The sequence below is a fragment of the Methylotenera versatilis 7 genome (assembly GCF_000799165.1).
GTDB lineage: Bacteria > Pseudomonadota > Gammaproteobacteria > Burkholderiales > Methylophilaceae > Methylotenera_A > Methylotenera_A versatilis_A.
The window spans coordinates 15933-28413 of the sequence record NZ_JUGF01000003.1 but is presented as its reverse complement, the minus strand read 5'-3'; the positions used below and the strand labels follow the sequence as shown (position 1 = coordinate 28413).

Genomic DNA, 12481 nt, shown 5'->3' with positions numbered 1-12481 from the left:
CGTACCTATTTTGATGCGTTATTGCCTATTAACTCGACATGTTTTATCTGCAACTGCACTGTCTGCAAACCCTTATATTCATTCGCCTCTAATGCATAAACTGCCTCAATTTTTTCAGGCAAGTCATCATGATGGTTAAAGTAGATCGCATCAAAGCGTTTTTGGTCTTTTTGTAACAATAGCTTTAAATGTTTTTCACCCACAATACGTTGGTTAATCACTGCAAAACTGTCAAAAAATAAAGGTTGATTAAAACCCTGCCCCCACACTTGTTTGGATAATAGCTGAGCGGTTGCCAGATTGATTTCATTGCTTTGCAAACCGCCATCGGTTTCAATTGTCGCTTGCAAATCCGCCTCGGTTAACAGTTCGCGCACCACCGTTTCAAATGCTTTTTGAAACACAGCAAAATCTGTTTGCTTAATACTCAGCCCAGCCGCCATAGCATGTCCGCCAAATTTGATAATTAAATCTGGCTGGCGTTTGGTGATTAAGTCTAAAGCATCGCGCAAATGCAAACTGGAGATTGAGCGTCCAGAACCTTTCAACAAACCATCACCAGCTTCTGCAAAAACTATGGCGGGACGATGATAGCGCTCTTTCAAGCGCGAAGCCAAAATACCGATCACGCCCTGATGCCAATCTGCGTTAAACATGCTGATACTGAATTGCTGGCTGACATCAATCGCATCCAAGGTCGTTAACGCGCTATCTTGCATATCGGCTTCAATATTGCGACGTTCCATATTCAAGGCCTGCAAGGTTTCTGCTTTTTGCATGGCATCCGCGGCATTTTCAGCCAGCAAACAGGCAATGCCAATACGCATATCATCTAAGCGACCAGCCGCATTCAGTCTTGGTCCTACGTAAAAACCCAAGTCTTGCGCAATGACTTTTTCCGGGGACTTACCCGCGATTTGTAATAATGCGGTAATACCTGCACTGCAAACACCTGCACGAATTCTGCGCAAACCTTGCTCAACCAAAATACGATTATTAGCATCCAGCTTAACTAAATCGGCCACCGTGCCTAAGGCGACTAAATCCAGCAGTTCGGTTAAATTCGGCTCGGTCTTACCTGCAAATGCGCCACGGTTTCTTAATTCGGCGCGCAAAGCCAATAACACGTAAAACATCACGCCGACACCAGCTAAATTTTTGCTGGGAAAATCGCAACCATGCTGATTCGGATTCACAATACAAGCTGCGGCGGGCGTTGTGTCACCAGGTAAATGATGGTCGGTAATCAGCACTTGCATGCCTAACTGATTTGCAGTCAACACACCATCTACGCTGGCGATACCATTATCTACCGTGACCAGAATATCAGGGTGTTGTGCTTGTTCATAAGCAAGCTGCACAATTTCTGGCGTTAAGCCATAGCCATATTCAAAACGATTTGGCACCAAAAAATCCACTTGCGCATGCGATGCCAATATTCGACAAAACTGGCGCAAGCCTTTCACGGCAACAGCCGTGGCAGTTGCGCCATCTGCGTCATAATCACCAATCACCAGTATTTTTTTATTACTGATAATGGCATCTGCCAGTAACTTGGCCATTTGCGTATTATTGCTTAGTCGTTCTGGCGGAATAATGCCGCTGAGTGAGATTTCCAATTCACTTTGATTCATCACGCCGCGCGCTGCAAATAGCCTTGCAAGCAAGGGGTTGGTGCCGATTGCAGCCAATGTATCGGCCACCACAGCATTAAATTGACGTGTCTTAATTTGCATTTATTTGTCCGCCGCCATAACACCAGATACTATTGACCAAGGCTAAATGTTTAAGCTCACGCGTGGCATTAACAGGGTGCGCAAATAACAACATTTGCAACTCGTTCTGGAAACTTGCCCAATCCATTGCGCCCATACCTGTGGGTAAAAAATGTGCAATATTTTTATTAATGGCCAATTGCGGAGGCGTTGTTTGAATCTGTGGATTTTGCTGTAAACGCAAAAACCACTTATCTTCGTGCCAAAAAAACTGCATATTGTCACTAGCAAAATGTGTATTCAAATCCACTGTCAGCGTCTCTATCTCTGATTGCTCCAGCACTAGCGGCACAGGATCTGCCAAACTAAAACTATCACGTTGCAAGACCAAATGCACCGGCGCGGCGTAAAGCCAATAAGCGCTTCCAGCATCATTGCCCGCCTGTTGCCAGGCTAGCGCCGCGTTGGGTATAGCCGGTTGGAATAGTTTTTTTATAAAGTCGAGCATGCAGTGATTTTAACACTGAATAATTTCAATCCTTACGCCAATATTTAATGTACATAAAAAAGCCGCAACCAATCATTGGTGCGGCATTTAAATCTAAGTAAGATTAAGAGTTAAGTTTTAACAAGATACAGATTAAAACCAAGCATCTAAAAACTACCAGTAACGACGATCTTGTTGTTTACCATTACCTTTGCCACGTCCTCTTTGTCTATCGCTATCCCAACCTGACGGTTGATAACGTACATTGGAAATATAGCCATTCGACCTAAGTGCAACATGCACGGGCACATAACGACCGGGATCACGATCCATCATGGTTGAATATTGGCGACCGTTATATTCGTAATTCACCAAATAGCCAGCGTTAACCGTTTGCCAGCTATCCACTGTGACACAACTTTCTACTGGGCGTGTTGCTACACGCTCACGACCGTAGGCTTGGCGGTTATTATCAACACGATCACCTATAATTGCGCCAACACCAGCACCGACTGCCGCTGCTGCGACACGTCCATTACCGCGACCAATGGTATTACCAAGCAAGCCACCTGCAACGCCACCGATGATTGCGCCACCTAATGAGCGCTGTGGTGCCTCATAATAAGTTTCACGTACATATTCGGTACGGCACTCTTGGCGCGGGCTATTCACACGCTCGAATTGTGGTGTGACTGAAAGCACCCGTGCGCGATCTTCATAATCATCATCCGCCAAAGTTGGCATTGAAACCGTTGCCGCAATTAAACCCAATAATAATGTTTGACGCATGTTAACTCTCCTGTTTTTATCTCTGCTCCACATAACTAATGTGCAGATATTCGTAAAACGAACTACAGGGTAATTTGCCGACCGCCATTTGTTAATAATCTGTAACTAATGATTTTACGTAGAAAGCCTATAATTTTAGATGAATGATTAGCAGACATATGTGCTACAAAACAACTTAATAGCCTATGTAACCAGAGTCACTGTGTGCGTTTTATTTGCGCCTACAATCACATTGCATAGAGGTTACTTTACTGGAATCTATCATGAAAAAATTGAATGGTTTGTTAACGGTTGTTATCCTGATGCTCGCAAACACCGCATGGGCCGGTGAATTTAGTAATTACTGCACCAACGGACTATTTACTGGCGTATTGCAGCAAACTGATTGTGCGATTAACGAATTATATAAGGGCAAAACGTATTGCTTTAGCAGTGATGGTGCACGCGATTCTTTTTTGCGTGACCAAGATAATATGATTGCAAAAGCGACCACTGTTTATACGAGTAATACAGAACCTGAACGCGAAAAAATTAGCCAAGCCGATGCATTAAGCCAAATAAACAGCAAAACTTGTACGCTGCAAAATAAGGATGCTGGTTATTTAATTTTTAATGGCTTAGATTTAAGTCACTGTAATTTACAAAACGTCAGTTTTTTTGGTGCAGAACTCAAAGGTGCAAAATTGATTGGTGCAAACATAAAAGGTGCTTATTTAAACTTAGCACGATTGGAAAATGCTGATTTCAGCAATGCAAATTTAACCAATGCGATTATTTTTCAGGCCATTTTTGATAACACCAACTTTAAAGGTGCCAACCTAACCAATGCACGCATGATTGGCACGTTAGGTAAAGTTGACATGAGCGGTGCCAATATCAGCAGAGGGAGATTTGGCCTTGATATGGGAAATCAGCCAATGGGACAGATGAAGTTTGATTCTGTTGGCGGCAATTTCTCTGGTGCTAATTTTGAGAATGCCGATTTGAATATTGCTGCATTTCGATTTGGCAATTTAAGAAATGCGAATTTACGTGGTGCAAATCTGTATCGCGCCGATTTAGCCAAAGCCGACTTAACTGGTGCAGATTTAACAGGCGCGAATCTAACCGATGCCGATGTGGATGACGCGATTTTTAAAGATGTTAAAGGCTTAAATACAGTGAAAGGATTTGAAACTGTAAAAGGTAAATGCATTGATTGCAAAGTAACTGCGGCAATTACACCCGAAACCAAACAATCAGTTATGGCTGAACCAGACGAACCGATTAGTTTGGCTGCAGCTAAACAAGCCGCCGCTTGTAAAGCAAATGCCGCTCAGCAGTGATTAGCCTTGTCTTATATTCTCTTCCACAACACCACACATACGATTGGCTGGCACCGCAACATCGATTAATTTTGGTTTAGGTAAATCAAGCGCGTCCATCATCTGGATAAAAGCATCACGTGTTTTGTGCGCCAGTCGTGGATTAATATTTCTTTCCTGCGCCACACAACTTACATGTCGGCCGTGATAATCGTGCGCTGGATATACAAGTGTTTCATCAGGCAGGGTAAAAATCTTACTGGTGATGCTGTCATACAAAGTGCCTGCATCGCCACCTTGAAAATCTGTCCGTCCACACCCGTTAATTAACAAGCTATCACCTGTAAAAACTCTGTCATTCCATAAAAATGAAATGCTGCCAGCCGTATGTCCAGATGTTGCAATCACTTTTACTTCCTGCTGGCCAAGCAGCAGAACATCTCCTTCGTTTAATTGCATATCTGCAGTAGCAGCGCCGCACTGCGCACTTACGCCTGTTTCCAATGCAAACTTATCTCTTAGCATACCGCTGGCAGTAATGTGGTCAGCATGCACATGCGTTTCTAACGCATATTTCAGATTACAGTTAAGCTGGGCTATCAAACTGATATATGCATCAATATGGCTTGCAACAGGGTCAATAATCAAAGCCTCCCGTGACGCATCATCTACAATCAGATAAGTGTAGGTCGATGATTCATCATCAAATATTTGCTTAAACATTTATGCGCTCCTCATACAATTTTCTCAACATTAGGCTGTCAAAAATAGTCTGTAAGGCTAATTGAAGATTATTATGCAGGTTCTGTATCAATAAACATGTTAAAACTAACATTAAAATACTCGTGAAACCAAAACTTAAAAAAATTAAGTAGCGATTAGATAAGGATTCATCATGGCAAATACACATACCTATGACATTGTAATTGTTGGCGGCGGCTCTGCCGGCATTGCCGCTGCGGCCAGTTTGCGTAAACGCAATGCCCGACTAAGCATTGCAATTATTGAACCTGCAACAAAACATTATTATCAGCCCGCCTGGACATTGGTCGGCGCAGGCGAGTTTGACATTACAAAAACCGAACGCAATATGGCAGATTGCATCCCTAAAAACGTCACTTGGCTGCAAGCTGCGGCAACGACTTTTGAACCTGAACAAAATCTGGTTAATACCGATATTTTGGGTGCGATTCACTACCAATACTTAATTGTTGCCTGCGGCTTAAAAATTGATTGGCTGGCAATAAAAGGCTTGTATGAAACATTAGGTAAAAATGGTGTTACTTCAAACTATCGATTTGATTTAGCGCCCTATACCTGGCAATTGGTACAAAACCTTAAAACCGGTGTGGCTATTTTTACGCAGCCGCCCATGCCAATCAAATGCGCAGGTGCACCACAAAAAGCGCTGTATTTATCTTGTTACCATTGGGAGCAAGAAGGCTTATTAGCCAACATTAGAACCGAGTTTCATAATGCTGGTGGCGTATTATTTGGCGTGAAAGAGTACGTTGCGCCACTAATGGAATATATAACACGCTATCACGCACATTTAAGTTTTAACAGCACACTGGTTGAAGTAGATGGGCCAAACAAAAAAGCCTGGTTCGATGTGAAAGATGAACAAGGGAATGTTACCCGCATTGAAAAAAGCTTTGATATGCTGCATGTAGTGCCACCCCAATGTGCACCAGATTTTATTAAACAAAGCGCATTGGCCAATAGCGGCGGCTGGGTAGATGTAAACCAAACCACGTTACAGCACAATCAATTCAGTAATATTTTCAGCTTAGGTGATGTGTGCTCCAGTCCCAATGCTAAAACCGCTGCCGCTGCACGAAAACAGGCTGTGATTGTTGCAGAGAACTTGCTTGCACATTCAGCCAAACAAGAAATGACCACCCTATATAACGGTTATGGCAGCTGCCCACTTACCGTAGAAAAAGGCAAGATTATCTTGGCAGAATTTGGTTTTGACGGAAAACTGCTACCCACTTTGCCATGGGACTCAACCATACCCAGAAAATCGAACTGGCTATTAAAAAAATATGGCCTACCCTGGATTTACTGGAACTGCATGCTGAAAGGTCGCGAATGGTTAGCACGCTGCAAAAATACTTAAGTAAAGACCACAAAATAGCTTAAGTAAATTTTGCAATAAATCATGCCAGAGATTCATTTAATCAGCACTGTAATCAGTGTCAGTTTAGGGTTGTTTGTTGGTTTAGTACTAGCCTTAACAGGTGCAGGGGGCTCAATCCTTGCCATACCGTTACTTGTCATCAGCCTTAACCTCACACTAAATCAAGCCGCGCCGATTGCTTTAATGGCAGTCATGATTGCTTCTGGCATAGGTGCGATTCAGGGCTTACGTTTGGGCATCGTGCGCTATAAAGCCGCACTTTTAATGACTGGTTTTGGTATTGTTTTTGCTCCACTGGGTGTTTGGCTGGCTCAATATGCACCCAATCAACTATTGAATCTGATTTTTTGCAGTGTACTGCTAATAGTCGCCTGGAGCATGTGGCAGCAAAGCACGCAACAGTCGGGCAATCAGGAAAGCAACCCCTCTCCGGCCTGCACGTTAAATCCGTCTACATCTAAACTATTCTGGACGGCGGTTTGTACCAAAGTACTTATTGCAACAGGGGTGATTGCGGGTTTTCTCTCAGGGCTACTCGGTGTGGGCGGCGGTTTTGTGATTGTGCCAAGCTTAAGCAAAGTCACCAACTTTAATAACCAGACAGTGATTGCAACCGCATTATTCACGGTTGCGCTAGTGTCAGTTATGAGTATTTTTAGTTATGCATTAAACAGTGATACACGTTGGAATATTGCTGTGCCGTTTATCCTTGGCACAGTTTTGGGTTTGTTTATTTTCAGAACTGTTAACAGTAAGGTTTCAACGAAATTCACTCAGCGCAGTTTTGCTGTATTGGCAATACTGGCGGCAATATTGATACTGGTTAAAGCATTCGGTATCCAGTAAATATAAGCTAAACAGATACTTACGTGAAAACAAGCGATTAACTACTCGCTAACTTTTCCAGCGCCGCACGATTGCTAATTTCTACATGGCCACGCCCAAGCGCAACCCAGGACTTTTGTTCAAAACGTTTTAATTGGCGACTCACCACTTCACGCGCTGTGCCCAGTTCATCCGCCATTAATTGATGTGTGCGACTGATAGTCGTCGTATTGGCATCTAACAGCAATTTAGCCAGCCGTGCATCTAAACTATGAAAAGCCACTTCATCCAGCAGCACAATCAAATCACTAATCAGTGCACCATAATTAGTCATCACAAAACGGCGGAACACCGCGGAATCAATCATCAACTGGTTGAATGCAGCTGTAGGTATAATCACGTCGCGAATCGGCTCTTCTACGATGGTAGAAGCCGGATAGTTGCTATTGCCCAACAAACAGGTAGTGGTAATCACGCAGGTTTCACCAGCTGTCACACGATAGAGTAAAATTTCGCGCCCACTGGCAGACATTTTATAAACACGCGATTGCCCGGCAAGGCGCATTACATAAGCGCCGCAAGCACCGCCTTCACGATAACCAATCGTGCCTACTGGCGCCTCTACGATGCGGGCTGATTTTGTCAATATGTCACGGGCAGGTGCTTCAAGTTGCGTCAAAGCAGGAAAGCTTTTCAGCCAATCCAAGTTCTCCATACATTTCCTCATCAACTTTAAAAAACACGTAAATATTGAAGTCTTGGCGTTTAATTTTCAAGCTATTTATACAAACTTTATTGGCGGATTAAGGCTTTAATCATCTCCACTCCAAACCCGACACCAAAACCATTTACATCACTTTGCACCGCTCCCAAACCGCCTTTGCGATTGGTACTGGATAAATCAGCATGGCACCACGCCACGTCATTTTCAATGAATTTACCCATAAAACGCGTGGCGTGGATATGATCGCCGCCACCTTCCAGTGTGCATTGCTTGATATCTGCAATATCACTGTCTAAATCACTGTCAAAATCCTCTTCATTTGGAAATGCAACAATACGTTCGCCTGCCGCCGCGCCCGCGCCAACGGCCATACAAGACAACTCTGGTCGATTGGCAATGATGCCGCTCATGCGATCACCCACTGCCACTGCCATGCTACCGGTTAAAGTGGCGTAATCTAAAATGATATCTGGTTTTTGTCTGCTCGCCATCGTTAAGGTATCAGCCAACACCATGCGACCTTCCGCATCGGTATGCACAATCTCGATACTCATACCATTTAACGCAGTCACCACATCATTTTGTTTGTAAGCCAATGGTCCAATGTGATTTTGCGCGATGGCCAACCAGCAGTCGATTTTCACTTCTAACTTCATTTCCGTTGCGGCTTGCAACACGCTTAGTGCAACTGCGCTACCGTTCATGTCTTCATGCATACCTTGCATATATTTTGCAGGTTTTAAATTATGACCGCCCGTATCAAAACAAATACCCTTACCCACCAATGCAATATGTTTTTTAGGTTTTTGGTGGCTATAAGTTAAATGCACAATCGCGGCATCAAGCGGCTCACTACCCTGCCCAACCGCATAAAAAGCGCCCGCACCGAGTTGTCTCAACGCAGACATGTCAAATTCTTCATGCGCCCAACCATGTTGTTTTGCCAACTGCTTTACTTTTTCACGATAAATCGCTGGTGTTAATTCGTTCGGAGGCAACATCGTTAAACTGCGGCACAAGGTATTAGCTGCAACACGTGCATTCACTTCGGCATAATCATGCGCTGCTTTATAGCCATAAATACTGATTTCTTTTAACGGTGTGTGTTTATTATCTTGCTTATTTTTGGCACTTTTGCGGCTCGGCAATTCAGCAGCATTGACCGTAGCCACGTAGTAAGCAGCTCCGGCATTGGCTTCGCGCTCCACTTCGCTACCATAGACATTAATCGCCAGACTTTCAGGATTTTCATCCAGCAAAGGCTTCATGGCTTTACGCAATAAAGTATGTTTTTGGAAAACGGTTAATTTTCCGGTTAACACCACAAAACTTGCCATGCCGCCGTTAGGCAAATCCAAAGTAACGGGTGTTTTGTTTAAACTTTTATATTCTGTCTGGCTGCGTTTGAGCTTACTTTGTAATAAATCACTAAAAACGTGCTTATTTTCAGCCGCTTCATCCAATACAAAAAGACTGTGTTTCTGCGAAGATAGCGTCTTTTCATCACTTAATTCCGCAAATTGACTTAATTTTACCGACATTTAAACTTCCTTAACTCTTATATATAATGTAAGACAAACATAGCAAATCATTTAAAAACACTGGCTAAAATTCGCGTTTAACTTGACCGAAAAGCCTAAAAAAGCCACACTAGCGTCTTTATTGATTGCATTAAATCAAGCCAGTTCATCCCGTTTTATATAAACTTAAATTTATATAAATCCAGAAGCCTGCTTGCATTTAACTAGTTGCTTGTATTATACCAACTCAAGCACTCTCAACGGAGACTATCCCTGCATGACCTCGAACACGCAAAACAAATTAGTAGAAACTGATCCATTAGAGACACAGGAATGGTTAGATGCACTTACCGCCGTGATTGAAAACGAAGGTACGGAACGCGCGCACTTTTTGCTGGAAGCCATGATTGATAAGGCACGCCGCTCTGGCAGCAACCTGCCTTACAATGCTACGACATCTTATGTAAACACCATCCCAACCCATCTGCAGCAACGCTTGCCTGGTGACCCGGAAATGGAGCGCCGCATCCGTGCTCTAGTGCGCTGGAACGCGATTATGACCGTGCTACGCGGTAATGAAAAATCGCCTGGTGTTGGCGGGCATATTGCCAGCTTTCAATCGGCAGCGACTTTATACGACACAGGTTTTAACTACTTCTTCCGCGCACCAAATGAAAACTTCGGCGGCGATTGCGTTTACTTCCAAGGCCACTCATCGCCAGGCGTGTATGCGCGTGCTTTTTTAGAAGGTCGCATCACAGAAGAGCAAATGGATAATTTCCGTCAAGAAACTGGTGGCAACGGGTTATCCAGCTATCCTCACCCTTGGTTAATGCCTGATTTCTGGCAATTCCCAACCGTTTCAATGGGTTTAGGTCCGATTCAAGGTATCTACCAAGCGCGCTTTCTAAAATATATGCATGACCGTGGCATCGCCGACACAAGCGACCGTAAAGTATGGGTGTTTTGTGGCGATGGCGAAATGGACGAACCGGAATCATTGGGTGCGATTTCATTGGCTTCACGCGAAAAACTGGATAATCTGATTTTTGTGATTAACTGTAACTTGCAACGTTTAGATGGCCCGGTTCGTGGCAACGGCAAGATTATCCAAGAACTGGAGTCTGATTTCCGTGGTTCTGGCTGGAATGTATTAAAAGTCGTTTGGGGCTCATATTGGGATCCATTATTAGCCATGGACAAAGATGGCATCCTGAAAAAACGCATGGAAGAATGCGTTGACGGCGAATACCAGAACTTTAAAGCCAAAGGTGGCGCATACACGCGTGAGCATTTCTTTGGCAAATACCCGGAACTAAAAGAAATGGTTGCCGCGATGAGTGACCAGGATATCTGGCGTTTGAACCGTGGCGGTCACGATCCACATAAAGTCTATGCAGCGTATCACTCAGCGGTTAACCATAAAGGTCAACCAACTGTTATTTTAGCCAAAACGGTTAAAGGCTATGGCATGGGTGATGCAGGTGAAGGCCAAAATACCACGCATCAACAAAAGAGCATGGATATTGAGTCACTGAAAAAATTCCGTGACCGTTTTGATTTGCCGCTTACCGATGAGCAAGTTGAAAACTTGAGCTTCTACAAGCCTGCGGAAGACTCGCCTGAAGTGAAATACATGGCAGAACGCCGTGCAGCAATGGGCGGCTTTGTGCCGCAGCGTCGCCGCAAAGGTAATGAGTTAACCGTGCCTCATTTATCTGCATTCGAAAACATGTTAACCGCCACCGGTGAACGCGAAATATCGACTACGATGGCTTTTGTGCGTATTTTATCGACACTTTTACGCGATAAAGCACTGGGCAAATTCGTGGTACCAATCGTGCCGGACGAAGCACGTACATTCGGCATGGAAGGTATGTTCCGTCAATTGGGTATCTACTCACATTTGGGTCAGTTATATGAGCCAATGGACTCTGACCAAGTCATGTATTACAAAGAATCAAAAGACGGCCAGATATTAGAAGAAGGTATTAACGAAGCGGGTTCATTCTCTAGCTGGATTGCTGCTGCAACATCGTACTCTGTAACAGGCGTGCAGATGATTCCGTTCTATATCTTCTACTCCATGTTCGGCTTCCAGCGTATTGGCGATTTGGCTTGGGCAGCTGGCGACTCGCGTGCGCGTGGCTTCTTGCTTGGCGCAACCGCAGGCAGAACGACATTAAATGGTGAAGGTCTGCAACATGAAGATGGCCATAGCCACTTAATGTCTGCCACGATTCCAAATTGCGTTTCTTACGACCCAACGTTTGCTTATGAATTAGCAGTGATTATTCAAGAAGGTTTGCGCCGTATGGTGCAAAACCAAGAGGATGTGTATTACTACATCACCTTGATGAATGAAAACTATAGCCATCCTGCACTACCTGCAGGTGCTGAACAAGGCATACTCAAAGGTTTGTATAGCTTTAGCAAATCAAAAGTCAAAGGCGAAAAAGTACAATTGATGGGTAGCGGCGTTATCCTGCGCGAAGTGATTGCGGCCGCCGAGTTACTGGAAAAAGACTGGGGCGTTTCAGCCGATGTATGGAGCGCAACCAGCTTCACCGAACTACGTCGCGAAGGCCTGGATTGCGAACGTTGGAATATGCTGAATCCTGAAAAACCACAACGCTTGAATTATGTTGCGGAATGCTTAAAAGATGCAAAAGGCCCAGTTATCGCTTCAACCGATTACATGAAGAGTTTTGCTGAGCAGATTCAACGTTTTGTACCGAATAAATTTATCGCACTGGGTACAGACGGCTACGGGCGCTCTGATAGCCGTGAAGCGTTACGTGATTTCTTTGAAGTGGATGCCCGCTACATCACGGTGGCTGCATTAAAAGCACTCAGCGATGAAGGAAAATTGCCAGCCGCTAAAGTTGCGGAAGCGGTTAAAAAATATAAATTGGATGCAAATAAGCCAAATCCAACAACGGTTTAATGCTTAAATTAAGGCCTGCTGGCTGGA

General features: G+C 44.1%; 10 protein-coding genes. 4 read left to right on the top strand and 6 right to left on the bottom strand.

From position 1 onward, the window contains the following. Positions 1-5 precede the first annotated feature (5 nt). The 3 genes from recJ to K370_RS11340 form a co-directional block, all read right to left on the bottom strand. A complete protein-coding gene (gene recJ / locus K370_RS11350; protein ID WP_047542038.1) occupies positions 6-1736 on the bottom strand; it encodes a single-stranded-DNA-specific exonuclease RecJ in 1731 nt (576 codons plus the stop codon). Beyond that, positions 1726-2223 carry a hypothetical protein gene (locus K370_RS11345; RefSeq protein ID WP_047542036.1) on the bottom strand — a complete coding sequence of 166 codons (498 nt, stop codon included), beginning with the start codon at positions 2221-2223 and terminating at the stop codon, positions 1726-1728. Before K370_RS11345 ends, recJ begins: the two co-directional genes overlap by 11 nt. A 153-nt stretch (positions 2224-2376) precedes the next feature. Continuing rightward, positions 2377-2991, bottom strand: a complete 615-nt coding sequence (locus K370_RS11340; RefSeq protein WP_047542034.1) for a glycine zipper 2TM domain-containing protein — start codon at positions 2989-2991, stop codon at positions 2377-2379. Positions 2992-3254: 263 nt separating this feature from the next. Between K370_RS11340 and K370_RS11335 the strand changes: the two genes are divergently transcribed. Continuing rightward, positions 3255-4316, top strand: coding sequence for a pentapeptide repeat-containing protein (locus K370_RS11335; RefSeq protein ID WP_052185266.1), 1062 nt, complete (start codon positions 3255-3257; stop codon positions 4314-4316). On the opposite strand, the gene K370_RS11330 is transcribed toward K370_RS11335, so the two are convergent. Next, complete coding sequence (locus K370_RS11330; protein WP_047542030.1) at positions 4317-5018, bottom strand: MBL fold metallo-hydrolase; 702 nt, start codon at positions 5016-5018, stop codon at positions 4317-4319. Positions 5019-5190: 172 nt separating this feature from the next. Here K370_RS11330 and K370_RS11325 point away from each other — a divergent pair, with 172 nt between their 5' ends. Both K370_RS11325 and K370_RS11320 read left to right on the top strand, forming a co-directional pair. Continuing rightward, positions 5191-6417 carry an NAD(P)/FAD-dependent oxidoreductase gene (locus K370_RS11325; RefSeq protein ID WP_047542027.1) on the top strand — a complete coding sequence of 409 codons (1227 nt, stop codon included), beginning with the start codon at positions 5191-5193 and terminating at the stop codon, positions 6415-6417. Positions 6418-6459: 42 nt separating this feature from the next. After that, positions 6460-7284, top strand: coding sequence for a sulfite exporter TauE/SafE family protein (locus K370_RS11320; protein ID WP_047542026.1), 825 nt, complete (start codon positions 6460-6462; stop codon positions 7282-7284). A 37-nt stretch (positions 7285-7321) separates the two neighbouring features. On the opposite strand, the gene K370_RS11315 is transcribed toward K370_RS11320, so the two are convergent. Next, the gene (locus tag K370_RS11315; protein ID WP_047542024.1) at positions 7322-7978 is read right to left on the bottom strand and encodes a Crp/Fnr family transcriptional regulator; all 657 of its coding nucleotides are present in this window, start codon (positions 7976-7978) and stop codon (positions 7322-7324) included. A gap of 77 nt (positions 7979-8055) precedes the next feature. Further along, positions 8056-9528, bottom strand: coding sequence for a M17 family metallopeptidase (locus K370_RS11310; protein WP_047542023.1), 1473 nt, complete (start codon positions 9526-9528; stop codon positions 8056-8058). Positions 9529-9784: 256 nt separating this feature from the next. On the opposite strand from K370_RS11310, the gene aceE reads away from it, so the two are divergent. Then, complete coding sequence (gene aceE, locus K370_RS11305; RefSeq protein WP_047542021.1) at positions 9785-12454, top strand: pyruvate dehydrogenase (acetyl-transferring), homodimeric type; 2670 nt, start codon at positions 9785-9787, stop codon at positions 12452-12454. Positions 12455-12481: the final 27 nt, after the last annotated feature.

What these genes read in the sequence shown, in the direction of transcription:
- recJ (WP_047542038.1), bottom strand. Translation starts at nt 1,736, where the DNA reads ATGCAAATTAAGACACGTCAATTTAATGCTGTGGTGGCCGATACATTG.
- K370_RS11345 (WP_047542036.1), bottom strand. Translation starts at nt 2,223, where the DNA reads ATGCTCGACTTTATAAAAAAACTATTCCAACCGGCTATACCCAACGCG.
- K370_RS11340 (WP_047542034.1), bottom strand. Translation starts at nt 2,991, where the DNA reads ATGCGTCAAACATTATTATTGGGTTTAATTGCGGCAACGGTTTCAATG.
- K370_RS11335 (WP_052185266.1), top strand. Translation starts at nt 3,255, where the DNA reads ATGAAAAAATTGAATGGTTTGTTAACGGTTGTTATCCTGATGCTCGCA.
- K370_RS11330 (WP_047542030.1), bottom strand. Translation starts at nt 5,018, where the DNA reads ATGTTTAAGCAAATATTTGATGATGAATCATCGACCTACACTTATCTG.
- K370_RS11325 (WP_047542027.1), top strand. Translation starts at nt 5,191, where the DNA reads ATGGCAAATACACATACCTATGACATTGTAATTGTTGGCGGCGGCTCT.
- K370_RS11320 (WP_047542026.1), top strand. Translation starts at nt 6,460, where the DNA reads ATGCCAGAGATTCATTTAATCAGCACTGTAATCAGTGTCAGTTTAGGG.
- K370_RS11315 (WP_047542024.1), bottom strand. Translation starts at nt 7,978, where the DNA reads ATGGAGAACTTGGATTGGCTGAAAAGCTTTCCTGCTTTGACGCAACTT.
- K370_RS11310 (WP_047542023.1), bottom strand. Translation starts at nt 9,528, where the DNA reads ATGTCGGTAAAATTAAGTCAATTTGCGGAATTAAGTGATGAAAAGACG.
- aceE (WP_047542021.1), top strand. Translation starts at nt 9,785, where the DNA reads ATGACCTCGAACACGCAAAACAAATTAGTAGAAACTGATCCATTAGAG.